Origin of the sequence: Nonomuraea sp. NPDC049714 (assembly GCF_044465295.1) — a bacterium.
Classification (GTDB): Bacteria; Actinomycetota; Actinomycetes; order Streptosporangiales; family Streptosporangiaceae; genus Nonomuraea.
Genome location: NZ_JBITLM010000010.1, coordinates 1 through 17,516, shown reverse-complemented (window position 1 = coordinate 17,516; position 17,516 = coordinate 1). Strand labels below are relative to the sequence as shown.

General features: G+C 68.3%; 17 protein-coding genes and 1 tRNA gene. 12 read left to right on the top strand and 6 right to left on the bottom strand.

Annotation, left to right across the window (positions count from 1 at the left end; all coding sequences use genetic code 11):
• The first annotated feature begins 23 nt into the window (after positions 1 to 23).
• From ACIBQX_RS33350 to ACIBQX_RS33330, 5 genes are all read left to right on the top strand, one after another.
• Positions 24 to 1,097, top strand: coding sequence for an NAD-dependent epimerase/dehydratase family protein (locus ACIBQX_RS33350; RefSeq protein WP_397012225.1), 1,074 nt, complete (start codon positions 24 to 26; stop codon positions 1,095 to 1,097).
• A 33-nt stretch (positions 1,098 to 1,130) separates the two neighbouring features.
• Positions 1,131 to 1,556 (top strand): molybdenum cofactor biosynthesis protein MoaE, encoded by a 426-nt coding sequence (locus ACIBQX_RS33345; RefSeq protein ID WP_397011585.1) that lies wholly within the window; start codon positions 1,131 to 1,133, stop codon positions 1,554 to 1,556.
• 9 nt (positions 1,557 to 1,565) lie between these two features.
• Positions 1,566 to 2,603, top strand: a complete 1,038-nt coding sequence (locus tag ACIBQX_RS33340) for a PDZ domain-containing protein (RefSeq protein ID WP_397011583.1) — start codon at positions 1,566 to 1,568, stop codon at positions 2,601 to 2,603.
• A gap of 138 nt (positions 2,604 to 2,741) precedes the next feature.
• Positions 2,742 to 5,681 (top strand): UPF0182 family protein, encoded by a 2,940-nt coding sequence (locus ACIBQX_RS33335; RefSeq protein WP_397011581.1) that lies wholly within the window; start codon positions 2,742 to 2,744, stop codon positions 5,679 to 5,681.
• Positions 5,682 to 5,735: 54 nt separating this feature from the next.
• Positions 5,736 to 5,812, top strand: a tRNA-Met gene (locus ACIBQX_RS33330).
• Positions 5,813 to 5,973: 161 nt separating this feature from the next.
• Here ACIBQX_RS33330 and ACIBQX_RS33325 read toward each other — a convergent pair.
• Entirely contained in the window at positions 5,974 to 7,791 is a 1,818-nt protein-coding gene (locus ACIBQX_RS33325) for a DUF1996 domain-containing protein (RefSeq protein WP_397011579.1), read from the bottom strand.
• A gap of 138 nt (positions 7,792 to 7,929) precedes the next feature.
• Positions 7,930 to 8,295 (bottom strand): cupin domain-containing protein, encoded by a 366-nt coding sequence (locus ACIBQX_RS33320; protein ID WP_397011577.1) that lies wholly within the window; start codon positions 8,293 to 8,295, stop codon positions 7,930 to 7,932.
• A 136-nt stretch (positions 8,296 to 8,431) separates the two neighbouring features.
• Between ACIBQX_RS33320 and ACIBQX_RS33315 the strand changes: the two genes are divergently transcribed.
• The 5 genes from ACIBQX_RS33315 to ACIBQX_RS33295 all read left to right on the top strand — a co-directional run bounded on the left by ACIBQX_RS33315 (position 8,432) and on the right by ACIBQX_RS33295 (position 12,799).
• Complete coding sequence (locus ACIBQX_RS33315) at positions 8,432 to 9,091, top strand: class I SAM-dependent methyltransferase (RefSeq protein ID WP_397011575.1); 660 nt, start codon at positions 8,432 to 8,434, stop codon at positions 9,089 to 9,091.
• Positions 9,092 to 9,264: 173 nt separating this feature from the next.
• Positions 9,265 to 11,457, top strand: a complete 2,193-nt coding sequence (locus tag ACIBQX_RS33310; RefSeq protein WP_397011573.1) for a nitrate- and nitrite sensing domain-containing protein — start codon at positions 9,265 to 9,267, stop codon at positions 11,455 to 11,457.
• On the top strand, positions 11,450 to 11,875 hold the full coding sequence (locus ACIBQX_RS33305; RefSeq protein WP_397011571.1) for a roadblock/LC7 domain-containing protein: 426 nt from the start codon (positions 11,450 to 11,452) through the stop codon (positions 11,873 to 11,875). Before ACIBQX_RS33310 ends, ACIBQX_RS33305 begins: the two co-directional genes overlap by 8 nt.
• Entirely contained in the window at positions 11,872 to 12,231 is a 360-nt protein-coding gene (locus ACIBQX_RS33300; protein ID WP_397011570.1) for a DUF742 domain-containing protein, read from the top strand. The genes ACIBQX_RS33305 and ACIBQX_RS33300 overlap by 4 nt, the downstream gene beginning before the upstream one ends.
• Entirely contained in the window at positions 12,212 to 12,799 is a 588-nt protein-coding gene (locus tag ACIBQX_RS33295) for a GTP-binding protein (RefSeq protein WP_397011568.1), read from the top strand. Before ACIBQX_RS33300 ends, ACIBQX_RS33295 begins: the two co-directional genes overlap by 20 nt.
• A 14-nt stretch (positions 12,800 to 12,813) precedes the next feature.
• On the opposite strand, the gene ACIBQX_RS33290 is transcribed toward ACIBQX_RS33295, so the two are convergent.
• Positions 12,814 to 14,145 (bottom strand): glycoside hydrolase family 6 protein, encoded by a 1,332-nt coding sequence (locus ACIBQX_RS33290; protein WP_397011566.1) that lies wholly within the window; start codon positions 14,143 to 14,145, stop codon positions 12,814 to 12,816.
• A gap of 223 nt (positions 14,146 to 14,368) precedes the next feature.
• Here ACIBQX_RS33290 and ACIBQX_RS33285 point away from each other — a divergent pair, with 223 nt between their 5' ends.
• A complete protein-coding gene (locus ACIBQX_RS33285) occupies positions 14,369 to 14,938 on the top strand; it encodes a hypothetical protein (RefSeq protein WP_397011564.1) in 570 nt (189 codons plus the stop codon).
• 4 nt (positions 14,939 to 14,942) lie between these two features.
• Here the strand turns inward: ACIBQX_RS33285 and ACIBQX_RS33280 are convergent, their stop codons facing one another.
• The gene (locus ACIBQX_RS33280; RefSeq protein ID WP_397011562.1) at positions 14,943 to 15,521 is read right to left on the bottom strand and encodes a class I SAM-dependent methyltransferase; all 579 of its coding nucleotides are present in this window, start codon (positions 15,519 to 15,521) and stop codon (positions 14,943 to 14,945) included.
• Between the two features lie 53 nt (positions 15,522 to 15,574).
• Here ACIBQX_RS33280 and ACIBQX_RS33275 point away from each other — a divergent pair, with 53 nt between their 5' ends.
• Entirely contained in the window at positions 15,575 to 16,042 is a 468-nt protein-coding gene (locus ACIBQX_RS33275; RefSeq protein ID WP_397011560.1) for a group II truncated hemoglobin, read from the top strand.
• Positions 16,043 to 16,051: 9 nt separating this feature from the next.
• On the opposite strand, the gene ACIBQX_RS33270 is transcribed toward ACIBQX_RS33275, so the two are convergent.
• Positions 16,052 to 16,225 (bottom strand): hypothetical protein, encoded by a 174-nt coding sequence (locus ACIBQX_RS33270; RefSeq protein ID WP_397011558.1) that lies wholly within the window; start codon positions 16,223 to 16,225, stop codon positions 16,052 to 16,054.
• Between the two features lie 275 nt (positions 16,226 to 16,500).
• The gene (locus ACIBQX_RS33265; RefSeq protein ID WP_397011556.1) at positions 16,501 to 16,899 is read right to left on the bottom strand and encodes a hypothetical protein; all 399 of its coding nucleotides are present in this window, start codon (positions 16,897 to 16,899) and stop codon (positions 16,501 to 16,503) included.
• Positions 16,900 to 17,516 lie beyond the last annotated feature (617 nt).

The following is a 17,516-nucleotide window of genomic DNA, read 5'->3' as shown; positions in this document are numbered from 1 at the left end:
GCGGATCAGTGCAAAGTGAGGACCTGGTGCCTACCTCGAAACGCCCGCGCCAACCAGTCGTAGCGGTCACAGGTGCTGCCTCGGGCCTGGGCCGCGAGCTGCTCGCAAAGCTCGTCTCCGCCGCGGATTTCCGCAGGGTGGTGGCCATTGACGAGGAGCGCGGCGACATCAAGGAGGCCACGTGGAGGGTGATCGACGTACGAGATCCGCTCTTGGCGAACCGGATATCCGACATCGACGTCCTGGTTCATCTGGCCGGTGACTACGCCGTCGACTCCGACCCCGGGGAGCGGAGAGCGTACAACCTGAGAGCGGCGCAGACCGTGCTCACGGCCAGCGCGGCCGCTCGCGTCCGCCGCGTCGTGCTGGTCACGAGCGCGATGGTGTACGGCGCCGCGCCCGACAACGACGTGCCCCTCGCCGAGGACGGCCCGGTCGCGGCCGAGCCCGACACCGGCGTGGTGGGCGACTACCTGGAGATCGAGGCGCTGGTTCGCAGGTCGCTGCGCAGTCATCCGGGGCTGGAGCTGACCGTGCTGCGTCCGGCCGCGGTCGTCGGTCCCGGCGTGGACACCGTCATCACCCGCCACTTCGAGTCGCCGAGGCTGCTCACCGTCAAGGGGTGCACGCCGCGCTGGCAGTTCTGCCACATCGAGGACCTGGTCTCGGCCCTGGAGCTGGCCGCGAAGGGCGTGATCACCGGCGTGCTGGCCGTGGGCTCCGACGGCTGGCTGGAGCAGGAGAAGGTCGAGGAGCTGTCCGGGATCCGCCGGTTCGAGCTGCCCGCCGGGTTGACGTTCGGCACCGCGCAGCGGCTGCACCGGCTGGGCATCACCCCGGCTCCCGCCACGGACCTGCACTATGTCGTCTATCCGTGGGTGGTCGACTGCGCGCGGCTGCGCGAGGCGGGCTGGAAGCCGGCCTGGACCAACGAGGCGGCGCTCGCCCAGGTGCTGGAGCTGCGCGAGAACCGGACGACCGTGGTCGGCAGGCGGCTGCCCGTCAAGGAGGCCACGCTCACCGCCGCCGGCGCGACCGTCGCGGTCATCGGCACCGCCGCGATCGTCCGCCAGGTGCGCAAGAAGCGGCGGGCGTGAGGATCGGAGGGGAACAATCTGTAGGCTCTTTTCGTGGACGTTATCCGCTTGCTGGCAATTCGTGACACCGCGCTCTCCGTCGACGAGGTGATGGCCGCGGTGGGTGACCACGCGGCCGGCGGCACCACGCTCTTCGTGGGCACCGTGCGTGAGCAGGACCACGGCAAGCCCGTGACCCGGCTCTCCTACTCGGCCCACCCTTCGGCCGAAAGCGAACTGCGGACGGTGGCGGAGAAGGTGGCCACCGATTTCCCCGTCACCGCGCTGGCGGCCGTGCACCGGGTCGGCGATCTGGAGCTCGGCGACACCGCCGTGATCGTGGCCGTGGCCAGTGCGCACAGGCAGGAGGCGTTCCTGGCGGCGCGCAGGCTCATCGACGACCTCAAGTCCCAGGTGCCGATCTGGAAACATCAGGTGTTCGCCGATGGGTCGACCGAGTGGGTCGGTGCCTGCGAATAAGCTCGATCCATGTCACGACGCGCCCTGACCCTGCTGGTTTCGGCCTTTCTCGTGCTCGCCCTCGGGATCGTGGGGGCGCTGTCGAAGGTGCCGTACGTCGTGCTCAGCCCCGGCCCGACCGAGGACACCCTCGGCAAGGTCGACAACAAACCGGTGATCACGATCAGCGGGCGGGAGACGTACCCGACCAATGGTGAGCTGAGGCTCGTCACCGTCGCCTATCAGGGCGGGCCCAACGCCAAGATCGACCTGCTGACCGCGCTGCGCGGCTGGATCGATCCGACCGTGGCCGTGGTGCCGCAGGAGACCATCTTCGCCCCCGACCGCTCGCAGGAGCAGGTCGAGGAGGAGAACACGGTCGAGATGACCAACTCCCAGGACGACGCGACCGCCGCCGCGCTCAACGAGCTCAAGATCCCCTACACCACCGTCATCTCGGTGGTCTCCACGGTGAAGGACCAGCCCGCCGCCGGCAAGCTGCTAAAGGGCGACGAGATCGTCTCGGTCGACGGCAAGCCGGTCAGTGAGATCGAGGCGGTCGGTGAGGCGGTCAGGGCGCGCGGTCCGGGCGAGGAGGTGACGTTCGGCGTGGTCAGAGGCACGCAGAAGCTCGACGTCGCCGTGCGGACCACCGGGGAGAAGGGCAAGGCCATGGTGGGGGTGACCATGCAGGCCAAGTACAAGTTCCCGTTCGAGGTCGACATCAACGTGGGCGACGTGGGCGGGCCGAGCGCCGGGCTGATGTTCTCGCTCGGCATCGTGGACAAACTCACCAGCGGCCCCCTCACCGGTGGAAAGCAGGTCGCGGGCACGGGCACGATCACCCCGGAGGGTGAGGTGGGCCCGATCGGCGGCATCGCCCAGAAGATGGTCGGCGCCCGTGACGCGGGGGCCACCGTCTTCCTCACGCCGGCCGACAACTGCGCCGAGGCGCTGAAGGGCGCGCCCGACGGGCTGCGGCTGGTCAAGGCGGAGACGTTGAGCGGCGCGGTGCGCGCGCTCGACGCGCTCAACACGGGGAAAGGCGAGGTGCCTTCTTGTGGCTAGGGACGAAACTTCCTGCTATCGCCGTGCGTTAGTCATAGGGATGGCACCGCAGTGTAGGTTGCCAGACACGGACCGTTTCTTCATCACGACGAGGGGTTGGCCTTGAGCTTCCGGACCCCAGGAGCCGGCGGCAGGGCGATGCGCTTGCCCCGCCGACCGCGACTGCTTCTGCCTGTCGCGATCGCACTCGTGGCGATTGTGGCACTTTTCTTCCTTTTTTCCGGGATTTATACGGATTATCTATGGTTTGACGCCATCGATTACATTCCCGTCTTCTCCGGTGTGCTGCTGACCGAGATCGTGCTGTTCCTCATCGGGGCGCTGCTCATGGTCGGCATCGTCGGCGGCAACATGCTGCTGGCGTTCAGGACCCGGCCGATGTTCGGGCCCGCCATGTTCGGTGGCGGCAGCGGCGCCGACCGCTATCGCATGGCCATCGACCCCCATCGCAAACTCATCTTCATCGTCGGCATGGCGCTGATCGGGCTGTTCGCCGGCTCCTCTTCCGCCGGGCAGTGGCCGACCTGGATGCAGTTCGCCAACGGGGAGAAGTTCGGCAAGACGGACGAGCAGTTCAAGATGGACCTCTCGTTCTTCATGTTCGACCTGCCGTTCATCCGGATGCTGCTGAACTTCCTGTTCACCGCCGTCGTCATCGCGGCCATCCTCTCGGCGATCACCCATTACCTCTACGGCGGATTCAGGCTGCAGTCGCCCGGGGTGCACGCCTCCCGCGCCGCGCGGATCCACCTGTCGGTCCTGGTCGGCGTCTTCGTGCTGCTCAAGGCGGTCGCCTATTGGATCGACCAGTTCGACCTGGTCTTCTCCGACCGGGGGTTCGTGCACGGCGCCTCCTATACGGACGTCAACGCCGTCCTGCCCGCCAAGAACATTCTCGCGATCATCGCGCTGATCTGTGCCGCGCTGTTCTTCGCCGCCATCTTCCGGCCGGGCGGCATGCTGCCCGGCGTCTCCCTCGGTCTGCTGGTGCTCTCGGCCGTGCTGATCGGCGGCGTCTATCCGCTGCTGGTCGAGCAGTTCCAGGTCAAGCCCAACCAGCAGGGCAAGGAAGCCCCGTACATCGGCCGCAACATCACAGCGACACGCGACGCGTACAAGATCGGTGATGCGGAGGTCACTCCGTACACCGCCGAGGCCGACCCGACCAAGGTGCAGGTCAGCGGCGACGCCTCGGTCTCGGGCGTGCGCCTGCTCGACCCGGCGCTCGTGTCCGCGACCTACGAGCAGACCCAGCGCATCCGCGGTTTCTACGCCTTCGCCGACCAGCTCGACGTCGACCGCTATCCCGACTCGACCGGCAAGCTCGTCGACCACATCGTCGGTGTCCGTGAGCTGACCGGGCCGCCCCAGGGGCAGAGCAACTGGATCAACCGGCACCTCGTCTACACCCACGGCTACGGCATCGTGACCGCCCCGGGCAACAAGGTCGACTCCGGCGGCCTGCCCGACTACGACGCCAAGAACATGCCGGTGACCGGTCCCCTGGTGACCAGCACCAATCTCAAGGAATCGCGGATCTACTTCGGCGAACACGAGAACATCACCAACAACTACGCCATCGCCGGTGGCAACCCGAACAGGCCGCAGGAGCTCGACTACCCGGAGACGGGCGGCACCGGGCAGGCCAACACCACCTACACCGGCGCGGGCGGCGTGCCCGTCGGCTCGTTCATCAACAGGCTGTTCTACGCCGCCAAGTACGGCGAGGTGAACATCCTGCTCTCGGGTGACATCAACGACAACTCCAAGATCCTGTACGAGCGCAACCCGCGCCTGCGGATCCAGAAGGTCGCCCCGTTCCTGACCCTCGACTCCAACCCTTACCCGGCGATCGTCGACGGGCGGGTCACCTGGATCGTCGACGCCTACACCACGTCCAACGCCTACCCCTACTCGCAGAGCGAGAGCCTCGGCGAGATGACCAGGGACCTGTCCACCGACCGCTCCCGCGTCATCGCCCAGCAGCCGCAGGACAAGATCAACTACATCCGCAACTCCGTCAAGGCCACGGTCGACGCCTACGACGGCACCGTCACCCTCTACGGCTGGGACGCCAACGACCCGGTGCTGAAGACCTGGAGCAAGGCCTTCCCCGGCGTCATCCGCCCGGCCGCCGAGATGAGCGAGGACCTGCGCGCCCACGTGCGCTACCCGGAAGACCTGTTCAAGGTGCAGCGCTACACCCTGTCGCGCTACCACATCACCGACGCCGCGGCCTTCTACAGCGGCCAGGACTTCTGGAACGTCCCCAACGACCCGTCGCAGGGCGACCGCAACATCAAGCAGCCGCCCTACTACCTGACCGCCACGATGCCGGGCGGGCAGCCGACGTTCTCCCTGACGACGACCTTCGTCCCCAGGGAGGGGCCCAACCTGGCGGCCTTCATGGCGGTCGACTCCACGGCAGGCCCCAACTACGGCAAACTCCGCATCCTGCGAATGCCGTCCAACACTCCGATCCCAGGTCCTGGCCAGGCGCAGAACGCCTTCCAGAGCCGGTTCGCGGGTGAGCTCAACCTGCTGGGCGTCGGCGCCTCGTCGGTCCGCTACGGCAACCTGCTGACGCTGCCCTACGCGGGCGGGCTGGTCTACATCGAGCCCGTCTACATCCAGGTGGCGGCCGGCGGCGGCCAGGAGCCGTACCCGATCCTGCAGCGCGTGCTGGTGTCGTTCGGCAGCAAGATCGGTGTCGACCGCACCCTGCAAGGGGCGCTCGCCCAGGTCTTCAGCGCCGACCAGCAGACGCAGACGGACGAGAACGCCCAGGAGAATCAGCCGACCGAGAACAACCAGGCCGCCACGGCCCTGTCGACGGCCATCTCCGAGGCGGAGAAGGCCTACGACGACGCCCAGAAGGCCCTGCAGAGCGACCCGCCGAACTGGGTCGAATACGGCAAGGCTCAGCAGCGGCTGGACGACGCCCTGGAGAAGCTGAAGACGGCAGGGGCGCAGCCAGTGCCTTCGGCCAGTCCCACGGCCTCACCGTCGGCGTCGCCCACCGCCACGCCGACGGCGACACCGACAGGCTCACCGACGCCGCCACCGGCTGGGGGTTAGGTCAGTCAGTTTGCGTAAGCCCCGTGTCAGGGATAGTCTTTAGACACACACCGACGCGGGGTGGAGCAGTTCGGTAGCTCGCTGGGCTCATAACCCAGAGGTCGCAGGTTCAAATCCTGCCCCCGCTACCAAAAGAAAGGCCCTCCAGGATTATCCTGGAGGGCCTTTCGCATTTCCTGGAAACCATTCACTGGAAAGTATTCACCCCAGCCAATGGAGTGCCGTACATCACAACGGCCGGACTCGACGTGTGGGGCGAGTCCGGCCGGATGTGGGGGTAGGGGTTATGCCATCAGCACCTCCTGCCGCTGTTGATGCACTGGACGACGGTCTCCATGAGTTCCTCCTCCATCACGCCGATGGCGCCGACATGGTCGGTGATCGGGTTGTGGCGTTCGCTGGCGAACGAGTCCAACGCGAAGGGGACGTCGGTGCCGTTGGGCCGGGTGTTGGGCAGGTCGTTGTAGATCAGCGTCATGCGCAGCTGCGGCACGGCCTGGGTGCCGTCCGGGCAGGCGCCGCTGTCGTCGGGGAAGACGAGGTGGTCGCGGTGGTTGGCGCTGTCGGTGTTCTGGCCGTCCCAGCAGCTGGGCATGTCGAAGATGCGCGTCACGTCGCTGCCGGACGGGCAGATCGGGTACTTGTCGGTGATGCGGTCGGTGAAACCGGTGCACGTCCAGACCGCCTTGGCGTTGGCCGGGCCGTTGGTCACCGCCTTGGCGTCGCCGAAGTTGATCCTCAGGAAGCGCGGCGCCGCCGTGACATCCGAGACAGGGTTGCCGCGGTACTCCAGCCGCGCCACTGACGGCCGCACCGGGGTGCCGATGTTGTTCTTGTCCACCTCGGGAGCGCCGGGCTCGTCGTTGGGCCCGCGTACGCGGATGACCGGCCAGAAGTAGGTCGTCTTGTCGGCCTTGTTGCGGCAGGTGGTGTCGGACGCGGCGAGGCTCTCGTTGGTGGAGAAGGCGTCGGCGGACACGTTGCCCACGTAGTCGTGCAGGTGCTGGGCGGCGTTGACCACGCCGGGGGCGTTGATCAGGTTGTCGGTGTTGCGATGCTCCTCCTGGTTCGTGCCGCAGTTGGAGACGAAGCTGCCGCTGGAGCCGTTTCCACGCGCCTGCGGTCGCTGATTGCGTGGCACCTGCCGGATGTCGATGAAGTCCTCGGCCGATGGCCCGATGGCCGCCGCGATGTCCTCCTCGCTCTGCCCACCGTCGTCCTGGCCGCCGTCGTCCTGGTTACCCTCGTCCTGGCCGTCGTCCTGGCCGTCGCTTGGCTCAGGGCTGGGCGATCCGGTGGCACCGTCGCCCGGGTCCGGCGTCGGTGCGCCGGTTTCGCTGAGTTCGCAGGGGGCGAGGGCGGCGAGGTCGTCGGGGCGTTCGGCGGTTCGGCCGATGGCGGTGGCGATGCGGTTGAGGGTGGCGGTGCGTTTGGAGGTGAGGGGGTCGAGGATGGCGTTGCGGACGAAGTTGGGTCCGCCTTGTCCTTCGGAGTTGGCCAGGCGGGTGTTGGCTTCCTGGAGTTGTGTCTCTAGGAGTGTGAGGTTCCGGTCGACTTCGTTCTGCGCGGACGCTGGGATCTCCGGGAGCCTGCCGTTGACGTCCGGGCAGACGATGGTCTGCCCACCGGCGCCGTTGTCGTCTCCCTGTGGAGGAGGCGCGGAGGGTGTCTCGCTCGGGTCCGGCGTCGGTGCGCCGGTTTCGCTGAGTTCGCAGGGGGCGAGGGCGGCGAGGTCGTCGGGGCGTTCGGCGGTTCGGCCGATGGCGGTGGCGATGCGGTTGAGGGTGGCGGTGCGTTTGGAGGTGAGGGGGTCGAGGATGGCGTTGCGGACGAAGTTGGGTCCGCCTTGTCCTTCGGAGTTGGCCAGGCGGGTGTTGGCTTCCTGGAGTTGTGTCTCTAGGAGTGTGAGGTTCCGGTCGACTTCGTTCTGCGCGGACGCTGGGATCTCCGGGAGCCTGCCGGCGACGCCGGGGCAGACGATGGTCTCCGCCGCCATGCTGCTGGCCTGGGCGGATAACGGGGCGCCGGACAGGACCAGCGCGATGCTGCCCCCTAGCGAAACGGCGCCCAGCCAAGGTCTGAGCCTTCTTCTCCCCGATCTGTTGCGCATGCGACCTCTCCTTCCGGTCTTGGGAAAGTCCGGTCCCCGAGAAGTACGGGGGAGAGAAAGACCGGGTTCAGTCGCCCGAAGCGGGACGAGCCGGGCCCTCCGGGTGAGGCGTCCCGGAGGGCAGGGCGCTTGGAGCGGTCAACCTTCTTCGCGGTCCGCCTCTTCCTTGGTGTGGTGTACGGTCCCGTCCGCGTGGTCCGGCGGCCCGTACACCGTGTAGAGGACCAGCGGGTTGACGCCGGTGTTGACGAAGTTGTGCCGGGTCCCTGCCGGTACTGCGACCAGGTCTCCCTGGTTGACTTCGCGGACCTCGCCCCCGACCCGCGCCTCGCCGGTTCCGGCGACGAAGGTGAGAATCTGGTCGTTCTCCTCGTGGACCTCATCGCCGATCTCGCCGCCCGGCGGGATGGTCATGATGACCAGCTGGCTGTGTTCCCCGGTCCACAGGACCCGGCGGAAGTCGGCACTCTTCTCGGCGATGGTGGCGATGGTGAAGTGCTGCACTGTTCTCTCGCTCCCGTAATGATCAGGCGCATGGACATTCGCGCTCCTACCCCGCAGACCGTCCGAGATGTCCGGAATTGCGCCCCGCATGCACAGGCCGGGGCCGCCTCCCCCGGAGCGCGGGTAAGAAGGGATCATGAGCGCGAGATATGACGGTCTGGCCGAGTGGTACGACGACATCATCGGCTCCGGCGCAGCCGCGAACTTCCCGGACCTCGCCGGCATCCTCGGCCCCGGCGATGGACTCTGCCTGGACCTGGGCTGCGGCACCGGCCGCTATCTGGAGCTGATCCGTTCCACCGGCAGGACCGTGGTGGGCCTCGACCGGTCGGACGACCAGTTACGGCTGGCCCGCCGCCGGGACCCGGCGCCGCTCCTGCGGGGTGACGGGACCGCGCTGCCGTTCGCCGGCGAGGTGTTCGGCACCGTCACCGCGCTCTGGGTGTCCACCGACCTCGACGACTTCGCCGGGGTGCTGAAGGAGGCCGCGCGCGTCCTGCGGCCAGGCGGGATGCTGCTCTTCTACGGCGTGCACCCCTGCTTCAACGGCCCGCACATCGAGAACCGGGAGGACGGCGCGCTCATCATCCACCCCACCTACCGTCGGACAGGCTGGCACCCGCGCTCGCCGTGGTGGCCCATCGGCGGCCTCAGGGACCGGCTCGGGATGAACCAGCTCCCGTTGCCCGACCTGCTCAACGCCTTCATCGACGCCGGCCTCGGCCTCGACAGGGTCTACGAGCCGCGTGAGCAGCCCATCCCCGGCATCCTGGCGATACGCTCGCATCGCCTGTGAGGACGGACTTTTAGCGTTAAGGGTCTCGAAATCTCAACTTTTGTAACAGTGGGTTGTCGTGCGGGAGCCACGCGTGCATAGTGGGGCAAATCACAGTGCGCGTCCGTCGCGGCGTGCACTTCTGCCACTTCCTGCCCACAACCGGCAGATCGACTAGCGGATTGGACCTAGCGATGCGCTCCACCCCGCCGATCCGCTCGAAGATCCTCAAAATCCTGCTGGTGCCCCTGGTCTCGCTGGTCGCCCTGTGGGCGTTCATCGCGTACAGCATGGTGGCGGAGACCTCAGGGTTCGCGCAGAGCCGGAGTGAGTGGGACGCGGTCGGCGCGCCCGCTCGCGCGCTGATGGTCGAGGTCCAGCACGAACGCCAGTTGTCCGCCGAGCTCGCGGGCCGGACGGCGCGCGACGCGCAACTCGCGGCGCAGCGGCAGCGCACCGATCAGGCCGTGGCCCGGATCCGGGACGTGGCGCAGCAGGTGTCGGTGACCGGGACGCCTCCCGAGGCGGTGCAGGGCCTGCTCAACGTGCTCGACGGCCTGCCCGCCGTGCGGGCCGGCGCCGACCTGGAGGAGACGGCCCCGCTCGCCACGACCGAGAAGTACGACGCGGTGATCAACGTCGCGCAACGCCAGTTCGGTGGTTCGGAGAGGATCACCGAGGTGTCGTCGTACCGGGTACTGCGCGGGCTGTCCGCGTACAGCTCGGCTGCGGAGTACGCCGCCAGGGAGAACGCGGTGCTCACCCCGGCGCTGGCCCGCGGGGAGATGACCCAGGCCGAGCACGCGGCGTTCGTCGCGGCGATGACCTCCCGCCGGGTCCAGCTCGCCGACGCCGACCGCGACATCGGCCCCGACCTGCGGGGATGGCACGAACAGCTGGAGGCGAGCGTCGCCTACCAGCGTTTCGAGAGGGCCGAGAACGCCGTCTTCACCTGGGACGGGATCGGCAAGCCGCCGGTCTCCACGGCCGACTGGCAGCGCGACGCGAGCGAGGCGTTCGCGGGAATGACCGGGAACGCCGCCAAGGACCTGCAACGGGCCACGCTCAAGGGCGAGGGCCTCGTCGTCGCCGGCCTGCTGCGCATCGTGCTGGTGGTGGGCCTCGGCCTGCTGGCCGTGGTGCTGTCGATCGTGTTCTCCTACCGCTTCGGCCGCTCGCTGATCGACGAGCTGAAGAAGCTGCAGAGCTCGGCCGTCGAGCTGGCCGAGGTGCGGCTGCCCAGGCTGGTCGAGCGGCTGCGCAGGGGAGACGACGCCGACCCCGACGAGACGCCGGAGCTGGACGGCGCCCGGACGGCCGAGGTGGCTGCCGTCGTCCAGGCGTTCTCGGACGTACAGCGGACCGCGGTGGAGGCCGCCGTCGGCCAGGCCACCCTGCGCAAGGGCGTCGGCCAGGTGTTCCTCAACCTGGCCCGGCGCAACCAGGCACTCCTGCACCGCCAGCTCAGCCTGCTCGACTCCATGGAGCGCAAGGCCGACGATCCGGACACCCTGGAGAACCTGTTCAAACTCGACCACTTCACCACCCGCATGCGCCGGCACGCGGAGAACCTGATCATCCTGTCCGACGCCGCCCCCGGCCGCCGCTGGCGCGACCCGGTGCCGATCCATGACGTGGCACGCAGCGCGGCCCTGGAGGTCGAGGACTACACACGGGTCACCATCCAGCCGATGCCGGGAGCGCCGCTGCTCGTCGGCAACGCGGTGACCGACGTGATTCACCTGATCGCCGAGCTGGTGGAGAACGCCACCGTCTTCTCCCCGCCGAACACCACCGTCCAGGTGCGCGGCCTGACCGCGGCCAACGGGTTCGCGGTGGAGGTCGAGGACTGCGGACTCGGCGTCGAGCCCGCCGCCCTCGCCGAGCTCAACGCCCAGCTCGCCACCCCGCCCGAGTTCGATCTGGCCGGCAGCGACCGGATGGGCATCTTCGTGGTGTCGCGGCTGGCCGCCCGGCACGGGATCAAGGTCACGCTCCGCCCGTCACCGTACGACGGGACGACCGCGATCCTCATGCTGCCCGCGAGCCTGCTCACGCCGCCGGAGCCGCCCGGTTTCTCCCTGTTCGATGCCACGCGTTCCTACCAGTCCGCCACGCCGGCACGAACGCCGATCCGTCCCATCCAGTCACCGCCTGCCGTACCCCAGATCGACGAAGACCTGGACGGGCTGCCCGTCCGCGTGCGGCAGGCCAACCTCGCACCACAACTGAGCAGTACACGTCTGAAGCAGGACCCCGATACCTCCGCCCGCTCCCCGCGGGAGCTCCTGGACCTGATGGCCTCCATGCAGGAGGGCTGGCGTCAGGGGCGCAGAGAGGCGGAAGGGGATCAGGACGTGCGCAACGAAAGGGATTCCCATGGCTGACGCTAGATCCGAGCTGAGCTGGCTGCTCGACGACCTGACCCACCGGGTCGACGGCATCCAGCACGCGGTCCTGTTGTCCGCCGACGGCCTGACGATGGGCGGCTCCCAGGCGCTGACGCGGGAGGACACCGAGCACCTCGCGGCCATCGCGGCCGGCAGTCACGGCCTGGCCTCGGGCGCCGGACGGCACTTCGGACTCGGCGGCGTCCGTCAGACGATCTTCGAGCTGGAGGGCGGATTCCTCTTCGTCACGGCCGCCGGACAGGGTGCCCGACTGGCCGTGCTGGCGGCGGGCGACGCCGAGCTCGGACTGGTCACGTACGAGATGGCACTGCTCGTCAAGCGCGTCGGCCAGCATCTGACAGCCCTGCCGCGAGGAGCGGCGCCCGCGCCCGCCTGGAACGGCATGGCGCCGTGACGGACGCGGATCCAGGACCTCTGATCAGGCTGTACGGCCTGACAGGCGGCCGGGCGCGGCCTCCTGGCGAGGCGTTCGATCTGGTGGCCATCGTCACGACGATCACGACGACCACGACGCCGATCGAGCCGTCCGGCCTGAATCCCGAGCAGCACGCCATGCTGGCCATCTGCCGCGAGCCGACCCCCGTGGCCGACGTGGCGGCACAGCTCGGGCTGCCCCTCAACATCACCCGCGTGCTCCTCGGCGACCTGCGGCGCGAGGGCCTGGTCGACATCGCAGCGCCGCAGCCCGTCGACGAGACGATCGACGAACGTACCTACAGGGATGTACTGCATGGAATTCGCAGGCTTTGACCGCCCCCGGCCCTCCGGAGGTACGCTCACCGCCACCGCGCTGAAGATCCTGGTGGCAGGAGGCTTCGGCGTGGGCAAGACCACCATGGTCGGCACCATCAGCGAGATCCGTCCCCTGCACACCGAGGAACTGCTGAGTGATCGCGGTGTGGGCGTGGACGACATCTCGGGCGTGGAGACCAAGATCGCCACGACCGTGGCGCTGGACTTCGGGCGCATCACCATCCGCGACGGTCTGTGGCTCTACCTGTTCGGCACCCCTGGGCAGGACCGCTTCTGGTTCATGTGGGAGGAGCTGGCGCTGGGCGCGCTGGGCGCCGTCGTCCTGGTCGACACCCGGCGACTGCAGGACTGCTTCCCCGCCGTGGACTACTTCGAGAAGCTCAAGCTCCCCTTCGTGGTCGCGGTCAACTGCTTCGACGGCGCCCGCCGCCACGATTCGGCGAAGGTGCGGCGGGCGCTGGGCCTGGACGAGTCCACGCCGCTCATCTTGTGCGACGCCCGCGACCGCGCCTCCGTCAAGGAAGTGCTGACCACCTTGGTCACCCACTCGATGAGCAGTCGCTAGCGGGCGCCCGCCCGTCAGGACGCCGTGCAGGTGAGCGGCGACGGTGTGCTGCTGTCACCGTCCCCGCTGCCGAGGAAGCCGAACGTGGCCGTCGCGTTCGGCGCGATGCCGCCGTTCCAGCCGAGGTCGGTGACCGTGACGCCGCCGGAGGTCGACAGGTTGCCGTTCCACAGCTGCGAGATGGACTGCCCAGCGGGGAAGGTCCACCCCACCCGCCAGCCCGTCATGGGGGACGAACCGGTGTTCCGCACCGTGACCTCCGCCTGGAAACCGCCCGTCCACTTGTTGATCAGCCGGTACGACGCGGCGCAGCCGGCACCGGCCGTCGGCGTCACTGTCGGCGTCACTGACACGGTGGGCGTCACGGTGGGGGAGACCGTGGGCGACGGCGCGGCCATGGCCAGGTCGTAGGCCCGTTGCGGCACGAACTGGCCCGCCGTGGCGATGCAGCCGTCGGCCTCGCCAGGGGGCTTCACCCACAGGAACGCGTCGATGGCCGGGTCGCCGGTCTCGGTGGTGCTCCAGGTGCCGGTGGCCCGGCCCGCCGGATCGCACCACTCACTGCCCGCCGGCCCGTTGCCGTTGCGGCTGGTGTCGATGACCGCGCCCAGCCCGGAGACGCCCGTCGCGGCGATGACGCTCTTGGCGAACGACACCAGGCCCCCCGTGGAGCGGTAGTTCGAAGTGTTGACGGCGATGCCGTCGGCGCTGCCGGCCACGTCCGCGCCGTTCAGCCTGACGGCGGCCTCCGAGGCAGACAGCCAGGCGTCGTGGCCGATGTCGAAGTAGACGTTCACCTGGGAGGACGTGGCGTTGAAGCGCCTACCGGCGTAGGCCATGGAGGCCTGGACCTCGGCTTGCTGGGCGGCGTTCATGCAGTTGGACATGATGGGCAGCGCGTCCGGCTCCAGGACGATCGTGGCCGGGCGGCCGCCCAGTCCTGCGGCGATCTGGTCGATCCAGGCCCGGTACGCCGCGTGGTCGGGAGCCCCGCCCGCGCTCGGGCCGCCGCAGTCGCGGTTCGGCATGGCGTACACGACCATGATGGGGATCTTGCCCGCCGCCGCGGCGGCGCCCACGTACGCGTCGACCTGGCCGCGCACGGTCGCCGGGTTGTAGGTGGCGAACCAGCGGCCCTGCGGGACGGCGGCGATCCGGTCCCTGATCACGCCGGCGCGGCTGTCGTCGGGGTTGTCGGCCACCCACGTGGCCGCGTTGGTCAGCGGATCCACGTAGAACGTGGACTCGGCGGCCTGAACGGCGGACGAGGTGAAGATGGCCGTCCCCGCCGCGACCGTGGCGACCGCGGTGAGGATGGTGGCCAACAGGGGCCTTGTGCGAGACATGGATACTCCGTCCGATGACGTGGGAGCGCTCCCATTGCTTCTTTCGGATGGTAGGGAGCCAGGGGCGGAGCCAGAAGGGGCGGCGGTCGGCGAAATGCGCGCTCCCGCCAAAGGCACAGGCGGGACAGGTCGGCCCTGCGCCGAGTGGCTGAAAGTTTCAACCCCCGGGACGGTTCTTGGCAGGTCACCCGGGATCTTGGTGCTGGCTTGCTATCGTCGGCGTGTGCCTGTTCCCGCCCCGCCCGCGCGCAAGCGGATGCGGTGGCTCTGGTTCGTGGCGCCGCCGCTGTGCGCGACCGTGGCCAGCCTGATCGGCGCGGTGTTCCCGGGAGGCAGTCTCTATGTCTGGTCCTATGCCTTCCTGTTCTGGCTGATCACGGCCGTCTGCTGGGGGGTGATGCTCTACCTGCCGGGCAGCCGAAGGCATGCCGGCATCGCCGTCGCGCCGGTTCTCGCCGTCGTGACATGCGGGGCCGTGGCGGTGGACCTGCCGATCCGGCTGGCCTTCGCGGTCTCCGAGTCGGCTCTGTCCGACTATGTGAGCTCGCTGCCGCTGCATCCCGAGAGCATGACGCTGGGAGACGCCGAAGCCGGGCTGGGCGTCGACTGGGTGGGAGTCTTTCCCGTCGGGCGTGCCGTCCGCCACGCCGACAGCTCCGACCTCAGCGTGATCGGGGCCGGTGGATGGCTCGAATTCTGCGGGCTCACCTACGCGTCGGGCGACGGGAGGATCCGGTCCTCCTCCGTCGACCACCTCTCCGGCCGGTGGTACGTGACCTGCGACGACTTCTGACGGCTCAGTTCCGATGGACCAGCAGGTAACGCCAGAAGAGCAGGCGGCGGATCCCGGCCCCCGGGAGCAGGTCCGCGGCCTGGCTCCGCACCTCGTCCAGCGTCATGGAGGCCGTCGCGACGGGCGCCTGGACGGGGGAGGCGGCGGGCCGGCCGCTCAACGCCAACCGGGCGGCCGCGTTCACCGGGACGGCCGCCGCGCTGACGAGATGGTCCGACCACGAGCTCCCGCGGTAACAGCCCAGCACCGCCAGCACACCGCCTGGCGCGAGCGCCTCTCGCAAACCGCTCACTGTTCCGAACGGCATGTGGTGGAGGCTGGCCAGGCACGAGATGAAGTCGTAGCGGCCCTTCGGCAGCGGCATCGCCGTGATGTCGGCCTGGACGAAGCGCACGCCGTCGATGGCGGGCGCCGCCGCGATCACCTCTTCGCTCGGGTCGACGGCGTCCACGTCGAGCCCGCGTGCGGCCAGCCTGCGGGCGAACAACCCGGTGCCACATCCCACGTCGAGCCCACGTTGCGCCTCCGGCGGAACCTGCCGGAGGAGAAGGCGGTGGTAGTGATCATTGTGGTTGAACGCCATGGCCGGGAGTATGGGGTCTTGTCGCTATAAGTCGTAGCTGATTACATGATTACATGAATGAGAACGCAGTGCCGACGCTGTACGAGTGGGCGGGGGGCACGGAGGCTCTGGAACGGCTGACCGAGGTGTTCTACCGGGAGGTCAAGAAGGACGAGCTCATCGGCCCCTTGTTCGCGCACATGGACCCGGATCATCCGAAACATGTGGCGATGTGGCTCGCGGAGGTGTTCGGCGGTCCCTCCCGCTACACCGACGAACGTGGCGGATACGCTCATATGCTCGCCTACCACCTGGGCAAGCACATCACCGAGCCACAGCGCCGGCGATGGGTGAGCCTGCTCATGGACGCGGCGGACGAGGTGGAGCTGCCGGACGACCCCGAGTTCAGGGCCGCCTTCTTCGGATACATCGAGTGGGGGACGCGACTCGCCCGGCAGAACTCCCAGCCTGGGGCGGAGCCGCCGCCTGAGGCGCCGGTGCCCCATTGGGGATGGGGTGTGGCGCCGCCCTACATCCCTTGATCTCCTGAGTCAGGCCTTGCCGATCATTTCGACGGTCTTCCAGATGGCCCATCCCATCAGGAACAGGGCGAAGACCGCCTGGGAGACGCGCACCCAAGGGGCCGAGGCGACGTCGGCATAGATCACGACACCGAGCCACATCAGCCCAAATGTCCCGACCAGCGCGATTGCTGCCCAATTCATACCCCGCTGCCACATATGCGCAGTCTTCCAGCCGCTTCGCCAATGCTGGGTATGAGTCAGGTCGCCATCGGGTCACTGGTCCGGCATCACCTGGCCGTCCGCTCGGTCGTCGGGCAGTGCTTGGGAAGGGCGCGGGCGGGCTTCGTCTCGACCCGCCCGCTCATATGCGCAGGCTGAGGCGGGTTACATCTGGACGCGCCCGCTCGTCTGGACGCGCCGCTCTGGACGCGCCGCTCGTCTGGGCAGGCCTGCTACGTCTGGGCGGGCAGGCCCGCTCATCTGGGCAGGCCGCGGGTCGCGCCCACGCAGCGGCGCAGCCGCATGTTGTGCGTGCGGGCCGGCTTGGGCTGCTCCAGGCAGGCGAGAAGGGTTGCGGCGGTACGGGCGTCGGCGAGGATTCGCTGGACCGCCTCACCGTCGCGCGGGAGCTGGCCGTGCTCGGCGAGCTCGTGCTTGATGAAGGCCATGGGGTCGGGGGCGCCCACGGCGTCCGCCGCTGCCGTCGCCCGGGAGGCGGTGAGCAGGCGCAGATAGTGGGTCCGGAGAATGGCCTCACGCGTTCGGGCATGCTCAAGGTCGTCGATCAGCATCCGGGCGATGCGCAGCAGGTCATCGGCATGGGTCGCGTCGTCGGCGAGAAAGGCGCGGATGTCGTCGAACTCCGAGCGGGTCATAGCGGCCACCTCCGAGAGCACAGTCGGCTCATGGGTACTTCGTACCGGGTGGCGATTGCGGATGACTTGCTGACCACTTGCCTGGCCGTCCGTCTGGACCAGCAGCTCTGGGCGCATGTCAAGGCATGTCGGGCTTGTCCCGGTTAGGGCGTCTGACGTTGCCAAGTGGGTGGAGAGGTTTGGGGGTTGCGTGGGGAGGGAAGGACCACATGATTACCACTGCGAGGCCGAGTTGGTCTTGAGGGCTGCTAGAGTTGCTCAGGCACGGGCGGCCAGGACTCGCAGAGTCCGGGAGATGCCCGGCAAACCCCACTCACTTGCTGCAACATTGCGATGGTCTCGACCATTCAAATGAGTTGGTAAGTTAGAGGGGTTGTCCCGGAGACGGGGCAGTGGTTATTCCTGCAGGTCGAGCGAGTCCGGTCAATTTGACAGAGACTTGAACGGCTGACAGGATTAAGACATAACAGAAACACGAAATGAGCGCCTCCGCCGCTCGGTCTGAGAGATCAGATGGTGTGGGGATGTACGCGTCCGTTTCTTGAGAACTCAACAGTGTGTTAAAAGCCAGTGCATGATGCACAACCCCGTCATTTATGACGGATTCCTTTGGTTGA

What these genes read in the sequence shown, in the direction of transcription:
- ACIBQX_RS33340 (WP_397011583.1), top strand. Translation starts at nt 1,566, where the DNA reads ATGTCACGACGCGCCCTGACCCTGCTGGTTTCGGCCTTTCTCGTGCTC.
- ACIBQX_RS33335 (WP_397011581.1), top strand. Translation starts at nt 2,742, where the DNA reads ATGCGCTTGCCCCGCCGACCGCGACTGCTTCTGCCTGTCGCGATCGCA.
- ACIBQX_RS33325 (WP_397011579.1), bottom strand. Translation starts at nt 7,791, where the DNA reads ATGCGCAACAGATCGGGGAGAAGAAGGCTCAGACCTTGGCTGGGCGCC.
- ACIBQX_RS33315 (WP_397011575.1), top strand. Translation starts at nt 8,432, where the DNA reads ATGAGCGCGAGATATGACGGTCTGGCCGAGTGGTACGACGACATCATC.
- ACIBQX_RS33310 (WP_397011573.1), top strand. Translation starts at nt 9,265, where the DNA reads ATGCGCTCCACCCCGCCGATCCGCTCGAAGATCCTCAAAATCCTGCTG.
- ACIBQX_RS33305 (WP_397011571.1), top strand. Translation starts at nt 11,450, where the DNA reads ATGGCTGACGCTAGATCCGAGCTGAGCTGGCTGCTCGACGACCTGACC.
- ACIBQX_RS33295 (WP_397011568.1), top strand. Translation starts at nt 12,212, where the DNA reads ATGGAATTCGCAGGCTTTGACCGCCCCCGGCCCTCCGGAGGTACGCTC.
- ACIBQX_RS33290 (WP_397011566.1), bottom strand. Translation starts at nt 14,145, where the DNA reads ATGTCTCGCACAAGGCCCCTGTTGGCCACCATCCTCACCGCGGTCGCC.
- ACIBQX_RS33280 (WP_397011562.1), bottom strand. Translation starts at nt 15,521, where the DNA reads ATGGCGTTCAACCACAATGATCACTACCACCGCCTTCTCCTCCGGCAG.
- ACIBQX_RS33275 (WP_397011560.1), top strand. Translation starts at nt 15,575, where the DNA reads ATGAATGAGAACGCAGTGCCGACGCTGTACGAGTGGGCGGGGGGCACG.
- ACIBQX_RS33270 (WP_397011558.1), bottom strand. Translation starts at nt 16,225, where the DNA reads ATGAATTGGGCAGCAATCGCGCTGGTCGGGACATTTGGGCTGATGTGG.
- ACIBQX_RS33265 (WP_397011556.1), bottom strand. Translation starts at nt 16,899, where the DNA reads ATGACCCGCTCGGAGTTCGACGACATCCGCGCCTTTCTCGCCGACGAC.